Source organism: Eubacterium sp. AF16-48 (assembly GCF_003479405.1).
Classification (GTDB): domain Bacteria; phylum Bacillota; class Clostridia; order Lachnospirales; family Lachnospiraceae; genus Eubacterium_G; species Eubacterium_G segne.
The window spans coordinates 156,923-182,010 of record NZ_QUHB01000003.1; the positions used below are offsets into that span (position 1 = coordinate 156,923).

29 protein-coding genes are annotated in these 25,088 nt (G+C 34.6%); 18 read left to right on the forward strand and 11 right to left on the reverse strand.

The window, feature by feature from the left end; all coding sequences use genetic code 11:
• Positions 1–8: 8 nt before the first annotated feature.
• The gene (locus DWW68_RS05060) at positions 9–830 is read right to left on the reverse strand and encodes a L,D-transpeptidase (RefSeq protein WP_118589100.1); all 822 of its coding nucleotides are present in this window, start codon (positions 828–830) and stop codon (positions 9–11) included.
• Between the two features lie 162 nt (positions 831–992).
• Between DWW68_RS05060 and glnA the strand changes: the two genes are divergently transcribed.
• From glnA to DWW68_RS05120, 11 genes are all read left to right on the forward strand, one after another.
• Positions 993–2,324 carry a type I glutamate--ammonia ligase gene (glnA, locus tag DWW68_RS05065; RefSeq protein WP_021952475.1) on the forward strand — a complete coding sequence of 444 codons (1,332 nt, stop codon included), beginning with the start codon at positions 993–995 and terminating at the stop codon, positions 2,322–2,324.
• 14 nt (positions 2,325–2,338) lie between these two features.
• Positions 2,339–2,887, forward strand: coding sequence for an ANTAR domain-containing protein (locus DWW68_RS05070; protein WP_118589099.1), 549 nt, complete (start codon positions 2,339–2,341; stop codon positions 2,885–2,887).
• Between the two features lie 20 nt (positions 2,888–2,907).
• On the forward strand, positions 2,908–4,122 hold the full coding sequence (locus DWW68_RS05075) for an LL-diaminopimelate aminotransferase (protein WP_021952473.1): 1,215 nt from the start codon (positions 2,908–2,910) through the stop codon (positions 4,120–4,122).
• A gap of 424 nt (positions 4,123–4,546) precedes the next feature.
• Positions 4,547–5,134 carry a matrixin family metalloprotease gene (locus DWW68_RS05080; RefSeq protein WP_118589098.1) on the forward strand — a complete coding sequence of 196 codons (588 nt, stop codon included), beginning with the start codon at positions 4,547–4,549 and terminating at the stop codon, positions 5,132–5,134.
• Between the two features lie 6 nt (positions 5,135–5,140).
• Entirely contained in the window at positions 5,141–5,683 is a 543-nt protein-coding gene (locus DWW68_RS05085) for a hypothetical protein (protein ID WP_118589097.1), read from the forward strand.
• A gap of 6 nt (positions 5,684–5,689) precedes the next feature.
• Positions 5,690–6,355: a hypothetical protein gene (locus DWW68_RS05090; RefSeq protein ID WP_118589096.1), complete on the forward strand. Its 666-nt coding sequence runs from the start codon at positions 5,690–5,692 to the stop codon at positions 6,353–6,355.
• A 354-nt stretch (positions 6,356–6,709) separates the two neighbouring features.
• Positions 6,710–7,405, forward strand: coding sequence for a LytTR family transcriptional regulator DNA-binding domain-containing protein (locus DWW68_RS05095; protein ID WP_118589095.1), 696 nt, complete (start codon positions 6,710–6,712; stop codon positions 7,403–7,405).
• A gap of 106 nt (positions 7,406–7,511) precedes the next feature.
• Positions 7,512–8,609, forward strand: a complete 1,098-nt coding sequence (locus tag DWW68_RS05100; protein WP_118589094.1) for a hypothetical protein — start codon at positions 7,512–7,514, stop codon at positions 8,607–8,609.
• The gene (locus tag DWW68_RS05105; protein ID WP_118589093.1) at positions 8,609–8,953 is read left to right on the forward strand and encodes a hypothetical protein; all 345 of its coding nucleotides are present in this window, start codon (positions 8,609–8,611) and stop codon (positions 8,951–8,953) included. The genes DWW68_RS05100 and DWW68_RS05105 overlap by 1 nt, the downstream gene beginning before the upstream one ends.
• Positions 8,954–9,268: 315 nt before the next feature.
• Positions 9,269–9,457 (forward strand): hypothetical protein, encoded by a 189-nt coding sequence (locus DWW68_RS05115; RefSeq protein WP_118589091.1) that lies wholly within the window; start codon positions 9,269–9,271, stop codon positions 9,455–9,457.
• A 149-nt stretch (positions 9,458–9,606) separates the two neighbouring features.
• Complete coding sequence (locus DWW68_RS05120) at positions 9,607–10,368, forward strand: NYN domain-containing protein (protein ID WP_243053033.1); 762 nt, start codon at positions 9,607–9,609, stop codon at positions 10,366–10,368.
• Positions 10,369–10,412: 44 nt separating this feature from the next.
• On the opposite strand, the gene DWW68_RS05125 is transcribed toward DWW68_RS05120, so the two are convergent.
• Entirely contained in the window at positions 10,413–10,700 is a 288-nt protein-coding gene (locus tag DWW68_RS05125; RefSeq protein ID WP_021952465.1) for a helix-turn-helix transcriptional regulator, read from the reverse strand.
• Between the two features lie 188 nt (positions 10,701–10,888).
• Between DWW68_RS05125 and DWW68_RS05130 the strand changes: the two genes are divergently transcribed.
• The gene (locus DWW68_RS05130; protein WP_118589090.1) at positions 10,889–11,716 is read left to right on the forward strand and encodes an Ig-like domain-containing protein; all 828 of its coding nucleotides are present in this window, start codon (positions 10,889–10,891) and stop codon (positions 11,714–11,716) included.
• A 125-nt stretch (positions 11,717–11,841) separates the two neighbouring features.
• Positions 11,842–12,780 (forward strand): Rpn family recombination-promoting nuclease/putative transposase, encoded by a 939-nt coding sequence (locus DWW68_RS05135; RefSeq protein WP_118589089.1) that lies wholly within the window; start codon positions 11,842–11,844, stop codon positions 12,778–12,780.
• A 143-nt stretch (positions 12,781–12,923) separates the two neighbouring features.
• Here the strand turns inward: DWW68_RS05135 and DWW68_RS05140 are convergent, their stop codons facing one another.
• A complete protein-coding gene (locus tag DWW68_RS05140) occupies positions 12,924–13,469 on the reverse strand; it encodes an NADH peroxidase (RefSeq protein ID WP_118589088.1) in 546 nt (181 codons plus the stop codon).
• A 49-nt stretch (positions 13,470–13,518) separates the two neighbouring features.
• On the reverse strand, positions 13,519–13,899 hold the full coding sequence (locus DWW68_RS05145; RefSeq protein WP_118589087.1) for a transcriptional repressor: 381 nt from the start codon (positions 13,897–13,899) through the stop codon (positions 13,519–13,521).
• Positions 13,900–14,237: 338 nt separating this feature from the next.
• On the opposite strand from DWW68_RS05145, the gene DWW68_RS05150 reads away from it, so the two are divergent.
• Positions 14,238–15,704, forward strand: a complete 1,467-nt coding sequence (locus DWW68_RS05150; protein WP_021952459.1) for a glycosyl hydrolase — start codon at positions 14,238–14,240, stop codon at positions 15,702–15,704.
• Between the two features lie 61 nt (positions 15,705–15,765).
• On the opposite strand, the gene gltA is transcribed toward DWW68_RS05150, so the two are convergent.
• The 5 genes from gltA to DWW68_RS05175 form a co-directional block, all read right to left on the reverse strand.
• The gene (gene gltA, locus DWW68_RS05155; RefSeq protein WP_021952458.1) at positions 15,766–17,151 is read right to left on the reverse strand and encodes an NADPH-dependent glutamate synthase; all 1,386 of its coding nucleotides are present in this window, start codon (positions 17,149–17,151) and stop codon (positions 15,766–15,768) included.
• Positions 17,151–18,005: a sulfide/dihydroorotate dehydrogenase-like FAD/NAD-binding protein gene (locus DWW68_RS05160; RefSeq protein ID WP_021952457.1), complete on the reverse strand. Its 855-nt coding sequence runs from the start codon at positions 18,003–18,005 to the stop codon at positions 17,151–17,153. The genes gltA and DWW68_RS05160 overlap by 1 nt, the downstream gene beginning before the upstream one ends.
• Before the next feature lie 113 nt (positions 18,006–18,118).
• Positions 18,119–18,436, reverse strand: coding sequence for an AzlD domain-containing protein (locus DWW68_RS05165; RefSeq protein WP_021952456.1), 318 nt, complete (start codon positions 18,434–18,436; stop codon positions 18,119–18,121).
• A gap of 2 nt (positions 18,437–18,438) precedes the next feature.
• On the reverse strand, positions 18,439–19,176 hold the full coding sequence (locus DWW68_RS05170) for an AzlC family ABC transporter permease (RefSeq protein ID WP_118589086.1): 738 nt from the start codon (positions 19,174–19,176) through the stop codon (positions 18,439–18,441).
• 301 nt (positions 19,177–19,477) lie between these two features.
• A complete protein-coding gene (locus tag DWW68_RS05175) occupies positions 19,478–19,864 on the reverse strand; it encodes a hypothetical protein (protein ID WP_118589085.1) in 387 nt (128 codons plus the stop codon).
• Positions 19,865–20,078: 214 nt separating this feature from the next.
• On the opposite strand from DWW68_RS05175, the gene DWW68_RS05180 reads away from it, so the two are divergent.
• Positions 20,079–21,356, forward strand: a complete 1,278-nt coding sequence (locus DWW68_RS05180) for an adenylosuccinate synthase (protein WP_118589084.1) — start codon at positions 20,079–20,081, stop codon at positions 21,354–21,356.
• 52 nt (positions 21,357–21,408) lie between these two features.
• Here the strand turns inward: DWW68_RS05180 and DWW68_RS05185 are convergent, their stop codons facing one another.
• A complete protein-coding gene (locus DWW68_RS05185; protein ID WP_021952451.1) occupies positions 21,409–21,921 on the reverse strand; it encodes an SEC-C metal-binding domain-containing protein in 513 nt (170 codons plus the stop codon).
• Between the two features lie 164 nt (positions 21,922–22,085).
• Here DWW68_RS05185 and DWW68_RS05190 point away from each other — a divergent pair, with 164 nt between their 5' ends.
• Entirely contained in the window at positions 22,086–22,301 is a 216-nt protein-coding gene (locus tag DWW68_RS05190) for a hypothetical protein (protein ID WP_021952450.1), read from the forward strand.
• Between the two features lie 46 nt (positions 22,302–22,347).
• Here the strand turns inward: DWW68_RS05190 and DWW68_RS05195 are convergent, their stop codons facing one another.
• Entirely contained in the window at positions 22,348–23,319 is a 972-nt protein-coding gene (locus tag DWW68_RS05195) for a hypothetical protein (protein ID WP_118589083.1), read from the reverse strand.
• Positions 23,320–23,438: 119 nt separating this feature from the next.
• Here DWW68_RS05195 and DWW68_RS05200 point away from each other — a divergent pair, with 119 nt between their 5' ends.
• Both DWW68_RS05200 and hslO read left to right on the forward strand, forming a co-directional pair.
• A complete protein-coding gene (locus DWW68_RS05200; protein ID WP_118589082.1) occupies positions 23,439–24,182 on the forward strand; it encodes a class I SAM-dependent methyltransferase in 744 nt (247 codons plus the stop codon).
• A gap of 8 nt (positions 24,183–24,190) precedes the next feature.
• Complete coding sequence (gene hslO / locus DWW68_RS05205) at positions 24,191–25,069, forward strand: Hsp33 family molecular chaperone HslO (RefSeq protein WP_118589081.1); 879 nt, start codon at positions 24,191–24,193, stop codon at positions 25,067–25,069.
• Positions 25,070–25,088: the final 19 nt, after the last annotated feature.

Sequence of the window (25,088 nt, forward strand, 5' to 3'; positions counted from 1 at the left end):
AAAATAATTTATTCATTAATCTGCTCCGTGGCAGAAGTCTGTTCTGTAGTAGGAACCTGCTTTGTATCAGAATTGGCTGTAGCAGTATGGTTTTTCCAAGGGTTACTGATATTAGAATCCGTGGGATCCCAGGTTTTATAAGGGTCCGATTCCTTTATTTTCTTAATCTTTTTAACTTTAATAGGAGACTTTTCTCCTTTTTCGCTATAAATAGTTACAGATGTTCCTTCATTACAATGGTCATAAATCCATTTAATATCCTTAACACGGAAACGTATACAACCAAGGGAGGAAGCTGTTCCTAATTTATTATACTCCCAATATTCCAATGAATCGTTAGTTGCATATTGGTAAGGTATTGAATGAAGCATAATCTGACCATAAATGCGGATGGCGTACTGGGCATAGGTATTATCTACCATAAGGCGCCAGTCATATCTCTCAGAAATACTAAAAGTACCAAGTGGAGTAGATTCCGGGTCTTTACCGGTGGAACAGATAAATGCCTTGTGAGGAATACTGTAAACCCCCTTTTTGTCAATGCCATAAACAACAGCAAAATTTTCAGCACGGTTTATCTTTATCATATAAGGGTGCTTTGCCTTGTGGTCAATGGCTTTTTTTTTCTTAACTTTTTTCTTTGTAGTTTCTTCAACAGTGGTGGTTTCCGGCACTGTTGTAGTTTCCCGGGTAGTAACATTAACTGTAGTACATGTCTCTATATTTGTAATATTGTCGGGGTTATTTTCCTGTAATACTAATGCTAAAAACATAATAAAAATAGTAGTGGAAAAAATACCCAGCATAATGTGATTTTTGTATTTTATCATTGGTTTTCTCCGTTAATTTTTCTTGCTAACTTATTGTATAATGTTAAAGAATTAATTGCAATAGGATAAAATTACTAATTTCATTCTATCAACTTTATTGACGGAAATAAGGGTATTTGATATTATTTAGGAAGAGCTATTTTGAAAGGAGCAGAAACAAAAATGGGTTACACAAAACAAAAAATCTTAAATATGGCAGAGACAGAAGATATTGAATTTATCAGACTTCAGTTTACGGATTTGTTTGGAACATTAAAGAATGTTGCCATTACAAAAAGCCAGCTCGCAAAGGCACTTGACAATAAAATTATGTTTGACGGTTCATCAATTGAGGGATTTGCCAGAATAGAAGAGTCCGATATGTATTTATATCCGGATTATAATACCTTTGAGATATTACCTTTCAGACCACATCAGGGAAAGGTTGCAAGAATGATTTGTGACGTATATAAGCCTGATGGAACACAGTTAGAAAACGATCCGAGATGCATTTTAAAGAAGGTTATTAAGGAAGCATCAGATATGGGTTATATTTTTAATGTAGGACCGGAGTGTGAGTTTTTCCTTTTCCACACAGATGATAATGGCGGACCTACAACTATCAGCCACGAAAAAGGAAGTTATTTTGATTTAGGCCCTACTGATTTAGGTGAAAATGCACGTCGAGATATGGTACTTAACCTTGAAGAAATGGGATTTGAAGTAGAAGCATCACATCATGAGGTGGCACCTGCACAACATGAAATAGATTTTAAATATGGCGAAGCATTAGATATAGCTGATAAAATTATGACATACAAGCTTACAGTTAAAACCATTGCAAAACGTCATGGTTTATATGCATCATTTATGCCAAAACCAAAATACGGAATGTGTGGTTCAGGTATGCATATTAATATGTCATTGTCAGATAAAGAAGGAAATAACATATTTGCCAAAGCTGATGATGAAAACGGACTTAGCGAGGAAGCATACAGCTTTATAGCAGGATTAATGGAACATATGAGAGCTATGACAGCCATAACTAATCCTATTGTAAATTCATATAAGAGATTAGTTCCGGGATATGAAGCACCTACATATATTGCATGGTCAGCTACTAACAGAAGTCCACTTATAAGAGTTCCCGCTGCAAGAGGAGCAGGCACAAGAGTTGAGCTTAGATGTCCTGACTGTGCTTGTAATCCATATCTTGCCATTGCAGTATGTTTAGCAGCAGGACTTGATGGAATTAAGAGAAAATTAAAGCCTGTAACCAGTGTACAGAAAGATATTTTCTCAATGACAGACGACGAAAGAGAAGAAATTGGAATTGAAAGTCTTCCAAAGAACCTGTACGAAGCTATACAGGAAATGAAAAAGTCTCCATTTGTAAAGAATGTACTGGGAAAAGATGTATACAAGAAGTATATTAAGGCAAAAGAAGATGAATGGATGGAATACACTTCACAGGTAACAGATTGGGAAATCGACAGATATCTTGACCGAATCTAGTTTAGGAGGGCAAATTGGCAGGAATTATAGTAGTATTCCCCAAGCCGGAGGACAGCAAGGCCATAAAAAATCTGTTGGTGCATAACGGATATGAAAGTGTATTTAACTGTACTACGGGTTCAAAGGCGATTACATTGGCAGATACTTTAGGTGAAGGGGTTATTATCAGTGGGTACAGAATGACTGATATGCCTTATACAGACATCCTTGACAATGTAGAAGGAAGATTTGAGATGTTGCTTGTGACATCGAAGCAAAAGCTCCTTGAAGATAACCGTGGCGTGGCAATGGTAGAAATGCCTATTAAGGTTAGGGATTTCTTAAATTCAGTGGAGCTGATGCAAAACAATATTTATGCTAAATTAAGACGTAAAAAACGCGTTGTACACCAAAGGACTGAAGAAGAACAAAGTGTAATAGATGAGGCAAAGTCAGTTTTAATGGAGAAAAATAATATGTCAGAAAACGAGGCTCACAGATACATTCAGAAGTCGGCCATGGACAGTGGCAGAACTATGGTGGAAACTGCGATATCGGTTCTGAAAATTATGTATAAAGAATAAGGAAAGAAGGACAGAAAAAGATGTACAAAATTAATGAAAACTACTTAAAGTTACCGGGAAGTTATTTATTCTCAAATATTGGGAAAAAGGTGACTGCATATAAGGCTGCAAATCCGGACAAAGATGTTATCAGTCTTGGAATCGGCGACGTTACACAGCCGTTAGCACCGGCTGTAATTGAGGCATTGCATAGTGCCGTGGATGAGATGGCAGATGCTGCTACATTTCATGGATACGCACCGGACCTTGGATATGAATTTTTAAGAAGTGCAATCAGGGACAACGATTACAGGGAAAGAGGAGTAGACATTGCTTTAGATGAAATTTTCATCAGTGACGGAGCAAAGTCAGACTCAGGAAACATTGGTGATATTTTTGCTGTTGATAATAAAATAGCAGTTTGTGACCCTGTATATCCTGTATACGTTGACACAAATGCCATGGCAGGCAGAACTGGAGATTACATTGCTGATGAGGAAAGATGGAGCAACGTAATTTATATGCCTTGTACCAAGGAAACAAATTTTGCACCGGAACTTCCAAAGGAGACACCGGATATTATTTATCTTTGCTTCCCTAACAACCCTACAGGTTCAACAATTACAAAAGACCAGTTACAGGAATGGGTAGATTATGCTAACAAGGTTGGAGCAGTTATTATTTATGACGCTGCTTACGAAGCATATATTTCAGAGGAAAATGTTCCTCATACAATTTATGAATGTGATGGTGCAAAGACATGTGCCATCGAACTTAGAAGTTTTTCAAAGAACGCAGGATTTACGGGAACAAGACTTGGATTTACGGTTATTCCTAAAGAATTAAAGTCTAACGGTGTTATGCTAAATTCATTATGGGCAAGAAGACATGGAACAAAATTCAATGGTGCACCGTATATTATTCAAAGAGCCGGAGAAGCTGTTTATTCAGAAGCAGGAAAGGCACAGACAAAGCAGCAGGTGGCTTATTATATGAATAATGCTAAGACTATTATTGAAGGTCTTAAGTCAGCAGGATACACAGTTAGCGGTGGCGTTAATGCACCATATGTGTGGTTAGAGACACCTGATGGAATGTCATCATGGGATTTCTTTGACTATCTGCTTACAAAGGCAAATATCGTGGGAACTCCAGGTTCAGGATTTGGACCAAGTGGAGAAGGATATTTCCGACTGACAGCATTTGGAACATATGAAAACACATTAAAAGCAATAGACAGAATTAAAGCATTATAAAATTAAAAAGTGCTTTTATGGATTATATTAAATAAGAAATGGATGCTACATTAGTGGCATCTGTTTTTTGTAGCAAAAGTGTGACTGTGGATGTTATGCTCACACAATCCAAATAGTTGTTAAGTATATTTACCATCCATAAATTTTATTATAATAGGAATCCACTTACTATGATTAAAAACAAGAGGGAAAATAGTGTTGCATATAATTATATAGCTATTGAGTGTGGATACAGAGGAATTATGCATTTATGGTAGGTTAAAGAAAAAATGTTATTTTAACCGGTAATAATGTCATTTAAACAGTGTTGTATTGAAAAAAAATGTTAATATGTAATAATTGTCATTGTAAACATTAAATCTGGATTGAATACAATTTAATCTGCAAGACAGAAAAGATAATCTGAGAGGAGAAACAAATTAGGATGAAAAAAAGAATGTTGACAATGGGATTAATCATTTGTTTTTGTTTGGCTATGTGTTTGACGCTAGAAACAACGGTAGAGGCCAAAACCGTGCATTGGAATGGGTATGTTTTTGATGTGCTTGATTACACGTGCTGGGATAAAGGAGGGCATATTGATTGGGAATATGAGGGAAATGTTTTTGGTAAACACATTAAAAAGGCAGCAGCTAAATGGAACACCGAAGCAAGTGCTATTACTGTATCTAGATGTAAATCAATTTTTAGAAAGGATACAAGCACTACGGTTTGTGATGTCACCATAGACGATTATAATAAAAATGACGGAATCAATGCATACCTATCAACAAACATTAGAGGATTTGGTGATATGAGATTGAACAGGTATTATATGAACAGCAATAATATGACACGATTGACTAAAATTGCAGTAATAACACATGAATTTGGGCATGCGTTAGGTATGGATGATAGTAATTCAAAAAAAACAATAATGTATAAGAGTACACCAGTGGTTAATGGGTTACAAAAAATTGATAGTGCAGCATTGGAATATTTAATGAGAAGTCATACTGGATATTGGGGGTAGAATAAGATGAAAAAAATAATGATGATATTAATATGTTTAACGGTAATAGTTGGGGCACTTGTGATAAAAGATGTAGGGGGAAAAAACAATGATAAGAATAAGGATAAACAGGTTGGCTTAAATATAGTACATGCAAACTATAGTTATAATGTGAAGAGTTTAACGGATACAGTAAAATTTATGGACTGTATATTTGTTGGAAAGGTTAAAAGCATAGATGGATACTGCTATGAAGCACCTATAGTTGTTGATGGAAAATCAGGAGAAGAAGTTGTTTATGATACATATACTAATTATGAAATAGAAGTTTTGAGTATATTGAAAGGGAATATTCAAAGAGGAACAACGATCTGTGTGAAAAAGAGGGGCGGTTTGGAACGTGATGGAAAGAGTATTTTAATAATGGAAAATGATGTGTTACCTGATGTTGGTGAAAAGTATCTTTTTATGGCATTAAAACAGGAAGATGGAAGTTTACTTCTTTCTGGCGAAGCATCGAATATTTCGTTAAATAAGTATAAAGATGTGAAAAAAATATTGGAAAGGTAAGGCTATATGAAAAAAAAACAGATATGTATTTTTGTAATTGTAATTATTGCTGTTATTATTGGTGCAATGATTTATTTTTACAGCAATGGAAATAATAATACGATTGAATTAAAGAAATCTGATGGTGGAATAGAAGTAAGCTATGTGGATGGAAATTATAAAAATGAGTCAAAAAGTAATTTGGCTGAGATAAAGCAGGATAAAATCTGGAATGATGATAAGTATTGCATAGTTGAGGGTACAGTAGAAAAGGCGAATAATATAGAAATCAGGATTGATGATAAAAAAATGTATAATGCCATTATTGAAATCAAGGTTGAATCAGACATTAAAGGAAAAATAAAAGAAGGAAGCACGATTTCTGTTTTATCAGGATGTGCCACCATGAAAGAGGAAATATATCAGGAAGATTCATATATTAACTCTCAGATAGAAGAGGGGGACAGAGGAATATTTATAATTCACAAATATGGTATAGATGACACTTTGGAATTAAACCAAAAGATTTTATATTTGTCAGAACTTGCCGACTATGGATTTGAAGATGCTGAAAGATTTGCTTTTATTGAAAAAAATGGGAATATATTATTTAGCAGTAACTTTTATAGGGATTTAAAAGATAATGCCAAGCTTGATGAGGTGAAGAGTTACATAGAGGACAAAATTAAATAAATGTAAGTTAATACGTTACCGGATATGTTTATAGTAAGACGTCCGGTAACATTTTTTTGTAGCAAAAGCCCGGCAAGCTAATCGCATTTGCACGAAATATCATTTGTTGGGCATAAGAACATCGAAAAACTACAACTTATGAAACACTTGATGTGTTTCATAATCTACACTTTGAGATATCCGCTGCCTACAATCGGGTAGGAGTCAGCCTACTTGATTTAATAGAATTGTATATAATTGGTGGCTTTTTGCATATTGTTGGCAAATTTGAGATTAACAATATTAAAATGTTTCAAAATGTGATAAAATGCTGAAATTAAAGTACATTGTGTGAAAAAAGGAAGAAAGACAAATATGATGAACATTGGAATGTATGACCTAAATAAAAATGACCGCACAATTTTGGAAAGAATATTAATTGATATGAAAACAGATGATAAAATATATAATTATAAAAACTATAATGATTTAGTTAAAAGTCTTGAGAGATTAGATTTAATAATTCTTGAAATAACATTATGGGATTGTGATGGAATAAGTCTGGCAAGAAAGATTAAAGAGAAATATAAAGATCTTGATATTATTTTTATTTCAGATAATTTATCAAGAGTAGATGAGGCTTTTGAGGTTAAAGCATATACCTTTTTACAAAGACCATTTAAAGAGGAAAAAATGGCTAATATTTTATGCAAATTACATAAAGAAAAAGAAAGAAAATATTTTGTAATAGAAAATAAAAAAGAGATTATTAAGGTCAGTGAACATGACATAATTTTTTTGGAAGGCTATGGGGATGGAACATATATACATATGAAAAACGGAGTTATTGAATCTAAACATTCACTTGTATGGTGGAAAGAAAGGCTTAATCAGGTTGAGTATTTCTCACCATATAGAGGTTATTTAATAGCTTTGAAATATGTTTTAATAATAAAGGAAAATAGCGTTATTATGGAGTATTGTAGTGAAGAAGTTCCTATGGCGAAGAGAAAAAGAAAAAAGGTGAAAGAGATATTTGTTAGGTATATGAAAATGCAATATGTCAGGTAAGGTGAAAAATGTTTGTCATTTGAAACGAAAAATATTGAAAAAAATTAGTCGCTGGCATACAAAGCGAATGGATTGATACTTTGCAAAGGAAGAATAGAGAGGATTTATGAGAAGTTTAGTAAGAAAAATAATGTGTATGGCATTAGTAGTTGTAGTGCTATGTGGTTGTGGAAAAACAAATGAAAAAGTTGGAAAAAACGTAGATACGGAAAACATAAAAATCCCTAAATATAAAAAGGTTATCCTAACAGATTTGGAAAACTGTAATATTAATTTTATTAAAAATATGCCATATACCGATTTTGATTTTAAGATTATTTCCACGGAAAAATTAGACGAAAAAAAATTAGATATTAAATTTGATACAACATTGGAATATGAGTGGAGTATATCTGATAGCGAAGTTGAAGGTGAAAATAAATTTAGTTATCCTCTGCTGTGTGCATATAATGGTTATGAGGTAAAAAAAATAAAATCACAAATTGAACAGGTAAGTAATGAAGATTATCAAAGATGTGTAACAGAAAATAAAAATTTCCCCAAAATTTATGTATATACGGTTTCAACTGAAATAAACATGGAAAATGTAAGTAAAGATAGGGATTATGAAATAAAAAACATGATTGTTACATATGATGGTGATGAGTATAAATTTGACATTGGAAAAATAAATGTAAATAAAAAACAGGCAATGAAAGAAACTTTTGCTCAGGATATAGATGGTGAAAATTCAGCAATGCAGACAATAGATGGCTTGGATTATATATCAATGGATTCTGATTTTGATATAACATTGGATGGTATTATAGAAACATTTAAGGATAAATTGGAAATAAAGAATATATATTTAAAAAATATTGATGATAGCATAAAAGTTAAAAACATAAGTATTTCTACATCTAATGAAAATGGTACAGTGGAATTTGATTTTGATAAGAACGGAAATAATATAATTCCAAAGGAAACAAGTACAACTGTTGTTCTAAAATGCAGTAATGATATTTTAGAGAACAATATCGGAAGTTACATTTCGCCCATAGTATGTATTGATTATAAATTGGGCAAAAAAACAGGTACTTTGAATGTTCCGGTAATGGCGAGAGGGTACTCAAGAAGTGCACAGGAAATATATGCATACAAAATTGATAAGGTTGACATATTTAATCTATATTTGAAAAATTTAGCAAAGGAAGATAAAGAATAGTGAAAGCAAAATACTTTTTGATATTTGTAGTGTGTGTATTGATATATTGTATTCCATTAGGGGCGGTTATATCAATTTCCAATAAAGAAATAAAAAAATATAATGAGGACAAGGATTTTAAGACTGAACTTATGGCATATGGTGCAATAGAGGAAGTGAAGAAAACCGATATGCGGGAATATTATAAAGTGGATGTAACAGTAACATCTATAGAAAATTTAAAAATCATATTGAGCAATGAGGCAAATGTTCAATGCAGGGAAGGTGAGGAAATTCACAAGAATGATGTGTTGGCTAATGACAGAGGAAATGTTATTTTTCAGTTTTTTGCTGAGGCATTATAGTTATGCTGGTTGATATTTTAATATCAATTGCCACAATTATGATTTCAATGTGTGGAATTAAATTGTATAAATGGTTTGCAGAATATCAGGTATGGAGCATAAGAATAACATCATATTCTGTAATCACGTTAGTCATCTGTAGTGTGTTTCTATCCTTGTTTTTTAGTGTCTTGTTTGCAGTAATGTCTAGCAGGGTAGAAATTGTTAAGTACCTTAAATGTGAATAATAAATGAATAATCAATATCCAATGCACATTTGTCTGAAAATCTGTTATAATAGGACTGGCGATATTTAGAAAATTTTGGAGGAATACAATGCAGGAGAGACCAAGTAAATTAGTTTTTTGGATGTTTTTTGGAGGACTTATTCTTATAGTTGCAGGAAATATGGCAGATTATTATGTAAGTGGAAGTCATATTGGAACAATTCTTACGGTTGTTGGATTTGTGGTATGGGCAATTTTACTGGTTATGAAATTCTTTTATGATAAAAAAAATAAATAATGGATTAGTGGAAAGTGTTATTTAATAACAACATTTTTCATTAGGTAAGGTAAAAAAGAAACGGATTTGCAATGGGATATTAAAATCTGTTTCTTTTTATTATAATTCTGTTATAATAATATAGGAAATTTAAGGAAAGGAGGAAGAACGTGTTTAACGGACTGTTTAATAAGAGTGGAAAACATTCGGCAGCTGTATTTGTTGATTATGAGCATTGGTATTATGGGTACAATAATATTTTTTCCATGAAACCTAATGTAGAAGAGTGGTATGAAGAATTAACTGAAGAGTATAGTGTAAAGAACATAGTATTTTTTGGCGATTTTCATGGAAATTCAATAGAAAAGGAATTGCCACGATTAGAAAAAATAACGAAGAATGTAGTTCATACGGCAAGCACAAAAGACGGTGTTGATAAAGATTTTACGGATTTTATTATTTTAGATGCAATATATCGTGAAGCTGCAAAGAAGAATTCACCGGATGTTTTTATTATTTTTACAGGGGATGCACATTTTAATTTGGCAATAAAGTATTTGCGTGAGTTGAAAAAGAAAGTCATTATATATGGAGTAAAACATTCCCTTAGTAATAAGCTTAAGTCATCAGCCAATTCATATGTTGAAATGCCAAGGTCTAAACAGGAGCAGCAGTATTATTATGATGCAATATTAAATTCATTATATATCGTAAAGAAAAGACGTAAAATGGCTACATATGGCAAGACAATAGAGAGCGTTTCTGCTCATAGTGGGGTATCAAAAGAGCGTATTCAGGCGGCATTAAATGACCTGATGAATAACAAATATTTGAATCTTGAAGAAATAAAATATCATGGGAAAAAACCTAAAATTTTAACTGTTGACTGGGAAAGAGTAGAGCAGGATGGCTTATGGGAAAAAAATAAATAAAATGTGACAACATAAATAACACTATCTTTATCCACAAGATAGTGTTATTTTTTTCTTTTCATGGCAGATATGAGGTTTAATAAAGCGTCCACTTCTTCAAGGGATAAACCGGATAAATCAATATTATTTTTATGCTCAATGCCAAGCAAAAAATCAGTTGTAACTCTGAAAATATTTGAAATTGCAATTAACACATCATAGGATGGCATTCTTAGTCCGTTTTCGTAGGCGCTTATTACGGATTTGGTTAATCCTAATTTCTGAGAAAGCTGGAATTGGGTCATATTATTCTGTATTCTTAATGTTTTTAGTCTGTTTCCAAAATCAACCATTTCAAAACCTCCTAAACACAGTTTACTATATAATATGTAAACAATGGGTTGATTATGTGTTTATTTAGTTGACTAAGAAAGATTGTTTGATTATAATTTTAATATATACATTAATATTTCAAAATAAAAAAAATTAATGTATGTAACTTGAGGGTGTAGGTATCAGAAAATAAAAAGGAGAAAATGAAATGGAAAAGAAAATTAAGAAACTATTGGTTATTTTATCAGTAATTGTGATGTCTTTTATTGTACTTCCAAATACCGGTGTAAGTGCGGCATCAAAAGCTAAGTTAAATAAGAAATCTGCAACAATCTATGTTGGAAAAACAGTGACACTAAAGGTTAAAAACAATAAGAAGAAGGTTAAGTGGATTTCATCAAACAAAAAAATAGCAACAGTTAGTAAAAGGGGAAAAGTTAAGGGAAAGAAAGCAGGAAAAGTTACCATAACTGCAAAAGTTGGTGGCAAGAAATATAAATGCAGGGTTACAGTTAAGAAGAAAAAGGCTACAACTGTAACTGTCAAGGATAAAATAAAGAATGCCTGCATAAAATATGGTACTGTGTCTGAGGATATGTCCGGTAAATATTATTATTTAAGCAGACAGACAGTTTCCAATGATGATGAAAGGTATGAATATTTTACCTGTGTGAAATATTATCCTGCAACGAACACAGTAAGAATAAGTGTTTCAATTGATGATACTTACTTGTCGGAGTATGATTATACGACATTTGATGTTACTAATGTAAAGGATGCTACAAGCAAAATCTGGTATAGTGATTCTTATGATAATTATGGAGAGGGCATAGTATATAAGAAGCTGATTCATCAGAAGAGTGCAGTTGCTTTTGGTGTAACAGATATGACCGATGATGTTCAGTCTATTGAGGAGTTAGCCACATCATCTGTTGCAATTGGCTTACTGGATTTCGACTACATTATGGGTACATATTCCGTAGGGGTATCATCTGGTGATTTGGGATTTACTACGTTATATTCACGGTATAATTAATTTCATATTTAATTTCTTACATAGATAGCTTAAAAAGAGATAAAATAAGCAGTAGCAATTTAATTTCCCGGCTACTGCTTATTTTTGGCTTTTTTTTTGATATTGATTTGTTAGCAAAAAAGTACATGTCAGACAATGAAAAGTTTGCAGATGTGTTTAATTACTATTTATACAATGGAAAGCAGGTTATAAAACCAGAAAACTTACATGAAGAGAGCATAAGTGAAATTGCCCTTCCCTATAGTGAAAAAAACAAAAATACCTTTATTGAAAAGTACAGGGACATTATAAAAAGGTGTGTGGTAAAAAGTGACAATCACTATACATATTTTCTGCTAGGAATAGAGAATCAGTCAGAGATTCATTATGCAATGCCTGTAAGAAACATGCTTTATGATTCTCTAAATTATTCCGGGCAGGTCAGCAGGATAGAAAAAAATCATAAAAAATGTAAAGATAAGCTTAGTTCAGCAGAATATCTGTCAGGAGTGACAAAGAGTGATAAAATCACACCAGTTATAACACTGGTACTATACTGGGGCAATGAAGCATGGGATGGTCCTAAAAGTTTGTATGAAATGTTTAAGGAAACAGACCTTGATATTTTAAGATATGTAAATGATTATCACATAAACCTAATAGAACCAAAAGACATAAAGGATTTCTCAAAATTTAGAACTGAACTAGGGAAAGTGCTGGAGTTTATTAATGCATCAGACAGTTTGGCAAAAATGAAAGAAATATTGGAAAATAATCATGAATACTATTTACATATGGATCTTGAATCTGCTAGAATGATAGAAACATTTGGAAAGGCAAAGATAGACATGAAGCAGTATGAGAAAAATAAGGAGGAAGTTGATATGTGTAAGGCAATAGAAGACATGATTCTTGAGGGCAAACAGGAAGGTATACAGGAAGGCATACAGGAAGGAATAAAAGCGCTTATAGAAGTGGCAAAAGAGTTAGGTGCTACAACTGATATAATTGAAAAGAAGGTAGAAGAAAAATTTAATTTGTCAAAAGATGAAGCTGTCCAGGCAGTAAACAAATATTACAATTAGAGTGCAAGCCGAGCCAGCTCGATTTCACTTCGTTTCATCTCGCTGTGGGCTGTCGCCCAATAAATATAAAATAAAAAGTAGTTGTCTGAGTATGCAAGCATCCTCTTCCAACTACTTTTATTTTATATTTGCTCGGCTCGTAATTAATCAAAGTATCTCTTCAAAAGACCTTCAAATGCCTTACCGTGTCTTGCCTCGTCTCTTGCCATTTCATGTACTGTGTCATGGATTGCGTCAAGGTTTGCAGCTTTTGCACGTTTTGCAAGGTCAAATTTTCCTGCTGTTGCTCCGTGTTCTGCTTCAACTCTCATTTCAAGGTTTTTCTTTGTTGAGTCTGTTACAACTTCACCAAGTAATTCTGCAAATTTCGCAGCATGTTCTGCCTCTTCGTAAGCGGCCTTTTCCCAGTATAATCCAATTTCAGGATATCCTTCTCTGTGAGCTACTCTTGCCATTGCAAGGTACATACCAACTTCTGAGCATTCTCCTTCAAAGTTTGCTCTTAAATCAGCTAAGATGTCTTCACTTACTCCCTGAGCTACGCCAACTACATGTTCTGCAGCCCATTCTTTTTCGCCTTCTTCTACCTTAGTGAATTTATCAGCGCCTACTCCACATACAGGACACTTTTCAGGTGCTGAATCTCCTTCGTGAACATAACCACATACTGAACATACAAATTTTGCCATTTTGATTTCCTCCTAAATATTTAAAAATAAATTAATTATAAACATACTATTAATTGTCGGATTTACAATTGTTACAGAAGCCATAAAAATAAGTATGGTGACCGGTTATTGTGCCGGAACAATGTTTAGCAGCCTCTTCACATATCGGAATCTCCTTCATAAAGATGTCCTCAACAGCACCACACTTAGTACATATGAAGTGATAGTGGGGCTCTACATGACCGTCAAAGTGTTCCCGACCGTCTCCTAACTTAAGGGAAAGTGCTTCACCATGTTCTACAAGAAAACGTAAATTTCTATAAACCGTACCAAGACTGATATTGGGCAAATCCTCCCGTATGCTGCTATATACCATGTCAGCAGTAGGGTGATCATATCGTGATGCCAGGTTCTGTTTAATTAAATCTCTTTGTAGACTTCGCTTTTCCATATAACACAACTCCTAAATCAATAATAGTAACTATTACTAGTTTAGCAAATAAATTAAAAATGTCAATAGTTTTTTTGAAAAAAATAAATGCTATATTATTTTTGACGGACAAAGATGAAATTAGCCATTTATCCATGTCCACGGATTAATGCATTGCCACACAATTTTCTGAATATATGAACATCTGAAATTCTCATAGAATAGCATACCAACTACGTCATCATATTAAACAAAAAGAAAAGATTAAATTTAGACAAAATGTTTATTGATACAAAAACGTTTCTTTATTATAACTATTATAAGGAAGTTGAACGGGTTAAAAAAATAGGAGGATTACCATGAAAGGTATAAGAAGAGTAATTGCTGTTTTTGTAATGATGGCAATGGTGATTGGAGTGGCTCCATTTTCAGGTAAAGAGGTAAGTGCTACAGATAACTTTAGAATTACCGCTCCTGAGAGCAACTCACTTATTGGAGCAGGTCATTTTGACATTAAGTGGACTAATATTGAAACAAAGAATGTGAAAACTTACAGAGTCTACATGGACAAGAAAAAAGTGGGAGAAACAACAGATAACAAGCTTGATTGTTATACCACAAAGGTTGCCGTGCACTCTGCATATGTGGAGGTTGAATATGTGGATGGTACCAGTGATAAGACAGCAACAATTAGTTTTGCTGTTTCAAAAAAAGGTTTAGGTTTGGCAACAGATATGGGAGCGAAAATTAATCTTAAAGATATGAAGTGCAGCTGGTACTATAACTGGGGAAATAATCCAAGTTCAGGAAGTCAGTATCAGAACGTTGAGTTTGTTCCCATGTTATGGAGAGAAAGAAATCAGGCAACCATAAAAAGAAAATTGAACGGATATGTAGAAAGCGGATACAAATATGTGTTGGCATTTAATGAACCGGACATGTCTAAACAGTGTAATATGTCGGTAGATGAGGTTTTTAATTTGTGGCCGGCAATGATGAATGATAACATTAATGTCAGTTCACCGGTTACAGCTACATGGCCTACAGCTTCAGAAGATTGGTTTATTCCTTTTATGGAAAAAATTGATGCAGACAAGAATTTAGATGTGGATTTCATATCTATTCATTGCTATCCTGACGGATGGGACGGTGGAGCAGAAATGGCAACATGGTTTGTTACAGATGTAGTGGATAAGGCATGGGAAAAATATCATAAACCAATTTGGATTACTGAGTTTTCTAAGAGAATTTTCAGTTCAAATGCACAATCAGCCAAAAAAACAGCGGAGTTTTGGAAAGCTGTAATGCCTTTGCTGGATGAAAGGGAATATGTGGAGCGGTATGCAGGATTTTGTTTCAATAATGAAGCAACAGGATTGTGGCTGTATAAAACCGGAAAGCTGACAGAAGCCGGTGAAGTTTACAGGGACTATGGAAACCCAAAAATCAATAATGATACAAAGAATGATGAGACAACTAAAAAGCCGGAAACAACAACCAAAGCGCAGGTGCCAATAGCTAAAAATGTTAAATTGGCAAGGGCTAAGGTAGTTAAGGCAACAAAGTCCAAAAAATCACGCAAGGTGAGAATTACATTAAAAAAAGTTAAAAAGGCTACCAAATATCAGGTCCAGATTTCCAAGAAGAAGTCCTTTAAAAAGGTATTGGTATCAAAGACCGTTAAAAAAGTAAAATTCACTTTTAAGAGCCGTAAGCTGTCAGGAAAAACACTTTATGTAAGAGCCAGAGCCATAGCATATGTTAAGAAAACAAAGATATCCGGCAAGTGGAGCAAAGTTAAAAAAGTAAAAATTACAGGTAAATAAAAGCAAAAAAGTAGCGTTAGTGAACAACTCATTAACGCTACTTTTTTTAGTATAATAAATATTATTTGCTTAACTTTTCGTGAATGCTTGCAGCTGCCTGTTTTCCTGCACCCATTGCAAGAATAACTGTAGCAGCACCTGTTACGGCATCGCCACCGGCATATACATTTTCTCTTGTTGTTTCGAGAGTATCTTCGTTGACTACCAGACATCCCCATTTGTTTGCTTCAAGACCTTCAGTTGTAGTTCTTAAAAGCGGGTTAGGAGAAGTACCAATTGACATGATAACTGTATCAACATCAAGTTCAAAGTTGCTTCCCTCAACAGGAATTGGACGTCTACGTCCTGAAGCATCAGCTTCTCCCAGTTCCATCTGAATACATTCCATCTTGCAAACACGACCATTTTCATCGCCAATAAGTTTTACAGGATTATGTAATGTCTTAAAGATGATACCTTCTTCCTCTGCATGTTCAACTTCTTCTTTTCTGGCAGGAAGTTCTTCCATACCTCTACGATAAACAATATATACGTTTTCAGCACCAAGTCTTAAAGCAGTTCTTGCTGCATCCATGGCAACATTTCCACCACCAACAACAGCAACATTTTTGCTCTTAATAACAGGAGTATCATACTCAGGCTTGTAAGCCTTCATAAGATTGGCTCTTGTAAGATATTCGTTAGCTGAATAAACACCAATTAATGCTTCACCTTCAATACCCATAAATGATGGAAGTCCGGCACCGGAACCGATGAATACGGCTTTGTAACCTCTTTCCATAATTTCGTCAACTGAAAGTACACGACCAATAACCATGTTAGTTTCAATATCAACACCAAGCTTTGTTAAATTATCAACTTCCTTCTGAACAATAGCCTTAGGAAGTCTGAATTCAGGAATACCATAAACTAAAACACCACCGGCTTTGTGGAAAGCTTCAAATATTGTAACCTGATAACCAAGCTTTGCCAAATCTCCGGCACATGTAAGTCCTGCAGGGCCGGCACCGATAACAGCAACCTTGATACCGTTACTTTCAGGTTTTTCCACATCATCATTGCTATGAGCAAGATGATAATCAGCTACGAATCTTTCAAGACGTCCAATAGAAACAGGTTCGCCTTTAATTCCTCTGATACATTTTCCTTCACACTGGTTTTCCTGTGGACAAACACGTCCGCAAACAGCAGGAAGACCGTTGGTGCTGGTAATAATCTTGTATGCTTCATCAAATTCACCTGCTGCAACCTTTGCAATAAACTCAGGTATTCTGACGCAAACAGGGCAACCACTCATACATGGCTTATTTTTACAATTAATACATCTTGTTGCTTCTTCCATAGCCATTTCAGCTGTGTAGCCAAGAGCAACCTCATCAAAATTCTTATTTCTGACATTTGGCTCCTGAGAAGGCATTGGAACTTTTGTTAAACTCATATTTGGCATTATTTTGCACCTCCTAAATTCTCAGCAGCTTTATACATACGACAGTTTTCTCTGTCATGTGCTTCAAAATCTCTGTAAGTAGAGTTACGTTTCATTAACTCATCGTAATCAACCTTATGTCCGTCAAAATCAGGACCGTCAACACAGGCAAACTTGATTTTGCCATCTACAGTAACACGGCAACCACCGCACATTCCTGTTCCGTCAATCATAATTGGATTTAAAGAAACAAGAGTCTTAATATTATAAGGTTCAGTAACCTTTGAAACGAACTTCATCATTGGAATAGGTCCGATGGCAATAACAAGGTCATAATTGTTTCCTTCGTCAATAAGGCTCTGAAGCTTGTTTGTTACAAAGCCCTTTTCACCATATGAACCATCATCTGTTGTAATGAAAAGTCTGTTACAGATGGATTTATATTCATCTTCTAAAATAACAATATCTTTACTTCTGAATCCGGCAATAACGTCAACGTCAACACCAGCCTTAAATAAAGCTTTAGCAGACGGATAAGCAATGGCATTACCTACGCCACCACCAATAACGCAAACCTTCTTTGCATCACCGAAGTCTGTAGCGGTACCTAAAGGACCAACAAAATCTAAAATGTAGTCACCTTCCTTCATTTGTGAAAGAAGCATAGTTGACTGTCCTACAATCTGAAAAATAATAGTAACAGTACCCTTATCCGGGTCAGTATCAGCGATAGTAAGTGGAACACGCTCGCCCTGTTCATCAATACGGAAAATGATAAACTGACCGGCTTTTGCCTTAGCAGCAATAAAAGGCGCCTCAACATCAAGGCGTACAACTGTATCATTTAATTGCTGTCTTCTAACAATTTTGTACATTTATTTTCCTCCTAAAATTTAAAATGTTCTTAAATACTTAATCTCTCAAATAATTACAAAAAGTCAACGTAAAGTATAGCATAGTGTTAAAAATTTATCAATTATGAAAGAAACTATTTTATAAAGATTATTAAATATTCTGATACTAAAACAATAAAGCAGCATAATACGGAAACTTTGAAAAGTCCGGCATTAAACCATGCAGCAATAATTCCACCAATAAGTGCTAAAACTCCGGCAACCGGATAGTGAGTGGCATTTATAATGGCAGGAAATGTCATTACCGATAATGTAACATATGGAACATAATATAAAAATGACTGCAAAAATCGGTTTTTAATCTGCTTCTGAATAAGGGTAAGGGGAAGCACACGTATTGCAAAACTTACGGCTGCCATTATAAATATGTAAATATAAATTCGTGTATTCATTATTAAGCCTCCTCCTTATTAGTGCCAACAGGAAACAAAACTGCTGCCAAAACAGAAATAACAATAGTTAAAATAATAGTTTTAGTTCCATCAGAAAGGGAAGAAATCAGTGGAATATAGGCAGCGGCGAAGCTTGCAACAAAGCTTACGGCAACAATGCCTGCAATGATTTTGCTTTTTCTTGATGGTGGAATAATAATTGCCAAAAACATTCCATATAAAGATACGCTTAAGGCACTGGTAATATTACCGGGCAAAAGATTACCTGCCATGGCACCTAAAGCAGTTCCAACTGCCCAACATGGACCGGCGATGGAAACTGCACCATATGTATAGTAGGGATTAAGATATCCCGGTCTTGCAATTGCAATGGCAAAAAGCTCGTCCGTTAAATAAAATCCCATTAATATTCTGTGAATAATTGAAGTGTCAGGGCTGATTCGCTGGCTCATGGCACAACTCATAAGCATATATCTGGCATTGGCAATTAATGTGATTATGGCAATTTCAGCAAAGGAGGCAAGAGCCGCAATTGTTACAAAGCCTGCATATTCTCCCGCTGATGCATTACATAATGCACTGGCGAGAAAGCCCTGAAATGGAGTCATTCCTGCATTTTTTGCGGCAATACCTAAAGAAAAGGATACGGCAAGGTATCCTAATGCAATGGGAACACCGTCATGCATTCCCTTAATAAAGATTTTTTTGTTATTTAATCTGGTTGTATTTTTACTATTCATCTTAATCTCACCTTAGTTAATTTCAAAAAAATATTATACAACAACAGCTAAATAAAATAAAGCCTATAAGATACTTTGAAAATGCAAAAAGCAAATTCAAAATCCCTTATAGGCTTAAGTTCATTTATACAAATTATGTATATTCATATTAATCATTATCTTTAGACATATACCATGCCCAGATTCCGGCAGCGGCAAACACAAGTGCCATTACCACAACGGCTATAATTGTACCCATGATTTATATACCTCCTTATTTAATTGTACTAAAATAAAACCTTTAAAAAGGTGGTACATAAAATTACTTTTTGCCGTCCTGTTGGTGAATATAATTTAGAATTACGGTATGGCTGTTTAAATTATCGTTGCAGCATACCAAAGCTATTAAGTCTGAACAAAAGCTGTTATGAAGAAAGAATGCAGCATTAGCTACAATTCCACCAAAACCTCCTAAATATGTGGAGGAGCTTTTTAGTTTATTAGAAGAAACAGTTGTGTTTTGATTTTCGCTTTTGGTAGAAACGCTAACAGGTAAAACATCTTTTACAGAATAATATGTAGTAGTTTTATCCGGTGCGAAATCATCTAAAACTGATTGTGGAGTCAGAACATTATAAAACATCCCTGAAAGAATCAAGGATATGGATAACAAAATGCATATGAAATTTTTATTTTTTGAAATACGCATATTAATTCTGCCTCCTAAGGATTAAATTATATCAGAGAATGGAAGATAATTCAATTGCAGGGGGATTAAAAGTCATAAAAATGCTTTAAACCACTAGCATTTTTCATCAACAAATAGTATAATGTTCAATGGTTTGCTTTGGCTTAATTAAATATGGAACATTGCAAACAGAACTATTGATATATAATTATATAAATGTTAGGAGGAGACCAATATGGTTAGAGCGATAGTTGGTGCTAACTGGGGCGATGAAGGAAAAGGAAAGATTACAGATATGCTTGGCGAAAAGTCAGACATCATTGTAAGATTTCAGGGAGGAAGTAATGCAGGTCATACCATTATAAATGATTATGGTAAATTCGCATTACATTTACTTCCATCAGGAGTATTTTATCAGCATACTACATGCGTTATCGGTAACGGAGTTGCACTGAATATTCCTTATCTTCAAAGAGAAATAGATGATATAGTTTCAAAGGGAGTCCCAAAGCCACATATTCTTGTTTCAGACAGAGCACAGATTCTTATGCCATATCACATAGACTTTGATGCATATGAGGAAGAAAGATTAGGCGGAAAGGCATTTGGCTCAACTAAGTCAGGTATTGCTCCTTTCTATTCAGATAAATATGCAAAGATTGGATTCCAGGTATCAGAATTATTTGATGAGGAAACACTTAAGGAAAAGGTGGCAAGAGTAGTTGCTCAGAAGAACATTTTATTAGAGCATATGTATCATAAGCCACTTATTAATCCGGATGAATTACTTGAGACATTACATAGTTATAGAGATGTAATTGAGCCTTATGCATGTGATGTGTCATTATTCTTAAACAATGCCATTAAGGAAGGCAAGACAATCCTTCTTGAAGGACAGCTTGGAACATTGAAGGATCCTGATTTTGGTATTTATCCAATGGTAACATCTTCATCAACATTGGCTGCATATGGAGCTATTGGTGCAGGTATTCCACCTTATGAAATTAAGGATATTATTACTGTAGTTAAGGCTTATTCCAGCGCCGTTGGAGCAGGTGAGTTTGTAAGTGAAATTTTTGGAGATGAAGCTGATGAACTTAGAAGACGTGGCGGTGACGGTGGTGAGTTTGGTGCCACAACAGGACGTCCTCGTAGAATGGGATGGTTTGACTGCGTTGCATCACGTTACGGTGTAAGAATGCAGGGTGCTACAGAGGTAGCCCTTACTGTACTTGATGTATTAGGATACTTAGATGAAATCCCTGTTTGTGTAGGATATGAAATTGACGGAGAGGTTACAAAAGACTTCCCTGTTACAGCTAAACTTAAGAAAGCAAAGCCTGTTTACGAAAAGCTTCCGGGATGGAAAGAGGAAATTCGTGGAATTACGGAATACGAAAAATTACCGGAAAACTGTCGTAAATACATTGAATTTATTGAGAAAGAACTTGGCGTGCCAATTACTATGGTCAGCAACGGACCGGGACGTCATGAAATTATAAATCGTAAGTAAAAAATAAAACCGGTGGCTCGCAGCCACCGGTTTTATTATGCATATTAGTCAATTAATTTCTGCCACAGCAATATTTATATTTTTTTCCACTTCCACATGGACATGGGTCATTTCTGCCGATTTTTTTATCTTTAAATACTGTGCCTGATAATTTCTGCTCTTTATATAATTTCTTCTGCTTGTCTGCATCAAGAATGTCGTTCCATTCTTCAAGACCGTAAAGCCAGTCTGCCTTAGCTTCAACCATGTTCTTGTAAAGAAGCTCATCATCATAATCAAGACTTACTTCTCTGGTTTCTGTCAACTCCTCTAAGTTGTTTGGTGTCTTGAGGCTTTCGTTAATTCCGTCAAGGAAACCAACCATAGTAAGAACTTCCATGTTGTATTTCTTGGCAAGTTCTTCAACTGTACCGGAAACAACTGTGCCGTGATTTTTAAGCAGATCTTTGTAAACTTCCACTTCCTGAGCAAAATATGCACCCCAGAACTGATCATACTGTTCCTGAGTCTGTTGCTGATTATATGCAATTTCTCTCCATGTTTCCAATAAATACTTCTTATCCATTGTTATCCTCCAAAATATAGTTATAAACACTCTAATTATACCGACCATATTGAATAATTGCAATAGATTAATCTTTCATATATAATAGGATACAGTGTAAAAGATAAATCTTTTTCTAATAAAGGATTGTTTTGCAGAGACAAATAACAGAAATGAGGGATTATATGGATAAGGTAAGACGTACTCTTGCAATGATAGGAGTTATAGTAATTGTTATATGTGCAATATTAACTTTGATTTTTGCGTTGCTGACAAATTTCGGTGTGGGAGATTTCTCAAATGCATGGAAAGCAAGTGCATGGTGCATGGTTGTAATACCGGCATTTATATATGCAATGTTACTTATATACAGAATATTAAATGGAAGAGGCACCAAATAACATAATTAAACCGACCACCAAAAGTTACATACAATTGGCAGGTCGGTTAATTATTGCGTAAAACTTTTAAACGTTCCTTGGCTTCCTTTTGTTTGGATTCGGAGTGACCGATAATAATGTCATATTCAGTGGCACGGATGGCATTTAAAAGCTCTAAGGCTTCATCGCTGGTTTTATGCCTGTCAGTTATTACGGATCCACTTTTTATGGCAAAACAAAGGGAGTAATCCGGAGATGTGCTGTTTGGATTTAACCGTAATTCACCTACCCTGTAGCACCAGATTATATCCTTTAAGGGGATTATGGAAACATAGCTTTTGTCAATATCTATAAAATAATTTTCAGTTATGTACATTGAATTTATTTGAAGATAATTCTCTGATAAAAGCTCACTTTGGGCGTTATCAATAAGAGCTTTTTGCTCTTTCTTTCCAAGAAAAGTACATACGGGATAGAAATAGGGAACGAAAATGCCCATTATTTCTGATATAACTTTTTTAATGGAAACAAATAAAATAAAGAGAGTTATCCACATAATAGCCATATAAAGCTTTGGAGAATAATCTGGGGAACTTACAACGAAATCTTCCGAGAAACCGGACAGGTCGTTTATATTCCAGTTTAAATCATTGGCAAAGGCTGAAAGCATCTTTTTAAAAGGACGGTTTCTTTTGATCACTTTGGCCTTGAAATCATAATCCTTTAGAATTTTTGCCGGGGTATCACTTACAGGAACAATGGCAAAAATGCATTTATCTTCATCGATAGAGTAATAATAACCATATTCCCTGCCAAAGGATTTATTCAGATTGTAACCGGTATAATACAGTCTGTCAGCATGGACGCTAACATATTTATGACCGGCGTCAACATCACTAATGTTATCAATAACATCCGGATGAAAAATATTGTAAAAAGGGCACAAAAAAAGAATAGCCGGCATAATCACGGTTATTATAAGGGGAAATATAAGTTTTCTCTTACATACTTTTTTTATGTTAAATATAATGTCTACCATAATGCACCTTTTTTGAAAAATATAAGTACAGTATAAATGAGTAAAGTAATTTAATCAAGGTTGCGTTTAAGAGGGATTATTGGTAAAATTAAACTAGGTATGTTTAGAAGGAGAAAATTATGGAAGCGTACACCGGATTTGCCGAGGTTTATGACAAATTTATGGATAATATAGACTATCCCATGTGGTGTCATTACCTGTGTGAACTGCTGAAGGATAACGGGGTAGAGACAGGAACGTTGGTTGAGTTAGGCTGTGGAACAGGAAATGTTACAATGGGTCTGGCTAAAGAAGGTTATAATATTATTGGAACGGACATTTCCCCGGAAATGCTGGGAATTGCATTTGAAAAATTAACTGATGAAGTGAAAAATAATATTCTGTATGTAGCTATGGATATGCGGGAATTGGAACTGCCATGTCAGGTGGCAGCAGCAGTTAGCATATGCGACAGCATCAATTATATAACGGAGTATGATGATTTGGTTATAGTTATTAAAGGAGTTAAAAAGTATCTTGCACCGGAGGGTGTATTTATTTTTGATTTAAAGACTGTTAAGTACTTTAGGAGCATAGGGGATAATGTAATTGCAGAAGACAGGGACGAATGTAGTTTTATCTGGGATAATTATTTTGATGAAAGTGACAATATAAATGAATATCAGTTGTCATTGTTTATAAAAGGGGATGACGGCAGATATGATAAATTCGTTGAAGAACATTACCAGCGGGGATATTTAATAGAAGAAATTAAAGAGGCGGCAAAGGAAGCCGGTATGAATATTGTGTCATTATATAGGGCATTTAGCCATGAAAATGCAAGTGAAGATGATGACAGAATATATGTGGTATTAAAGAAATAAGGAGATTTATAATGGATTATATAGTAAGAGCAACGGCGGCAAACAGACAAATAAGGGCATTTGCCATTACTTCAAGGGAAATGGTTGAAACAGCCAGAGAACATCATAATACCAGTCCTGTGGCTACGGCGGCATTAGGAAGATTGCTTAGTGCAGGAGCCATGATGGGGGTAATGATGAAGGGTGAAAAGGACATGCTCACCATTATGATGAAAGGTGACGGCCCTATAAACGGTGTTACGGTTACAGCAGATTCTCACGGAAATGTAAAAGGATATGTGGGAAATCCCAATGTTATTATTCCGGCAAATTATGCAGGAAAATTAGATGTAGGCGCTGCCATAGGTTATGGAACCCTTACGGTAATTAAGGATATGGGACTTAAGGAGCCTTATTCCAGCCAGGTCCCTCTTGGCACCAGTGAAGTAGCAGAGGATTTAACTTATTATTTTGCGGCATCGGAGCAGGTTCCGTCAGCAGTGGGACTGGGAGTTCTTATGTCAAAGGACAATACCGTAAAGCAGGCAGGTGGATTTATTGTACAACTTATGCCTTTTGCGGAAGAAGAGGTAATAGACAAGCTGGAAAAAAGAATTAACAGTATTTCCAGTGTAACGGAAATGCTGGAAAAGGGCATGACACCTGAGGATATTCTTACAGAAGTTATGGGAGATATGGGTGTTGAGTTTACTGACAAAATCGAAACCGGATTTAAGTGTACCTGCAGTAAGGAGAAAATTGTAAAGGCATTAGCAGGCATAAGTAAAAAAGATTTAGATGAAATCATAAATGACGGCAAGGAAATAGACGTTAAATGTGATTTCTGTAATACAACTTATAAATTCAGTGTGGAAGAATTGAAAACATTGCGAAAGCAGTATCAATAGGGAATAGGTTAATTTATGG

Bases quoted from the DNA above. Each gene is read 5' to 3' on its own strand.
- DWW68_RS05060 (WP_118589100.1), bottom strand. From the start codon at position 830: ATGATAAAATACAAAAATCACATTATGCTGGGTATTTTTTCCACTACT.
- glnA (WP_021952475.1), top strand. From the start codon at position 993: ATGGGTTACACAAAACAAAAAATCTTAAATATGGCAGAGACAGAAGAT.
- DWW68_RS05075 (WP_021952473.1), top strand. From the start codon at position 2,908: ATGTACAAAATTAATGAAAACTACTTAAAGTTACCGGGAAGTTATTTA.
- DWW68_RS05080 (WP_118589098.1), top strand. From the start codon at position 4,547: ATGAAAAAAAGAATGTTGACAATGGGATTAATCATTTGTTTTTGTTTG.
- DWW68_RS05085 (WP_118589097.1), top strand. From the start codon at position 5,141: ATGAAAAAAATAATGATGATATTAATATGTTTAACGGTAATAGTTGGG.
- DWW68_RS05090 (WP_118589096.1), top strand. From the start codon at position 5,690: ATGAAAAAAAAACAGATATGTATTTTTGTAATTGTAATTATTGCTGTT.
- DWW68_RS05095 (WP_118589095.1), top strand. From the start codon at position 6,710: ATGATGAACATTGGAATGTATGACCTAAATAAAAATGACCGCACAATT.
- DWW68_RS05100 (WP_118589094.1), top strand. From the start codon at position 7,512: ATGAGAAGTTTAGTAAGAAAAATAATGTGTATGGCATTAGTAGTTGTA.
- DWW68_RS05115 (WP_118589091.1), top strand. From the start codon at position 9,269: ATGCAGGAGAGACCAAGTAAATTAGTTTTTTGGATGTTTTTTGGAGGA.
- DWW68_RS05125 (WP_021952465.1), bottom strand. From the start codon at position 10,700: ATGGTTGATTTTGGAAACAGACTAAAAACATTAAGAATACAGAATAAT.
- DWW68_RS05130 (WP_118589090.1), top strand. From the start codon at position 10,889: ATGGAAAAGAAAATTAAGAAACTATTGGTTATTTTATCAGTAATTGTG.
- DWW68_RS05135 (WP_118589089.1), top strand. From the start codon at position 11,842: ATGTCAGACAATGAAAAGTTTGCAGATGTGTTTAATTACTATTTATAC.
- DWW68_RS05140 (WP_118589088.1), bottom strand. From the start codon at position 13,469: ATGGCAAAATTTGTATGTTCAGTATGTGGTTATGTTCACGAAGGAGAT.
- DWW68_RS05145 (WP_118589087.1), bottom strand. From the start codon at position 13,899: ATGGAAAAGCGAAGTCTACAAAGAGATTTAATTAAACAGAACCTGGCA.
- DWW68_RS05150 (WP_021952459.1), top strand. From the start codon at position 14,238: ATGAAAGGTATAAGAAGAGTAATTGCTGTTTTTGTAATGATGGCAATG.
- gltA (WP_021952458.1), bottom strand. From the start codon at position 17,151: ATGCCAAATATGAGTTTAACAAAAGTTCCAATGCCTTCTCAGGAGCCA.
- DWW68_RS05160 (WP_021952457.1), bottom strand. From the start codon at position 18,005: ATGTACAAAATTGTTAGAAGACAGCAATTAAATGATACAGTTGTACGC.
- DWW68_RS05165 (WP_021952456.1), bottom strand. From the start codon at position 18,436: ATGAATACACGAATTTATATTTACATATTTATAATGGCAGCCGTAAGT.
- DWW68_RS05170 (WP_118589086.1), bottom strand. From the start codon at position 19,176: ATGAATAGTAAAAATACAACCAGATTAAATAACAAAAAAATCTTTATT.
- DWW68_RS05175 (WP_118589085.1), bottom strand. From the start codon at position 19,864: ATGCGTATTTCAAAAAATAAAAATTTCATATGCATTTTGTTATCCATA.
- DWW68_RS05180 (WP_118589084.1), top strand. From the start codon at position 20,079: ATGGTTAGAGCGATAGTTGGTGCTAACTGGGGCGATGAAGGAAAAGGA.
- DWW68_RS05185 (WP_021952451.1), bottom strand. From the start codon at position 21,921: ATGGATAAGAAGTATTTATTGGAAACATGGAGAGAAATTGCATATAAT.
- DWW68_RS05190 (WP_021952450.1), top strand. From the start codon at position 22,086: ATGGATAAGGTAAGACGTACTCTTGCAATGATAGGAGTTATAGTAATT.
- DWW68_RS05195 (WP_118589083.1), bottom strand. From the start codon at position 23,319: ATGGTAGACATTATATTTAACATAAAAAAAGTATGTAAGAGAAAACTT.
- DWW68_RS05200 (WP_118589082.1), top strand. From the start codon at position 23,439: ATGGAAGCGTACACCGGATTTGCCGAGGTTTATGACAAATTTATGGAT.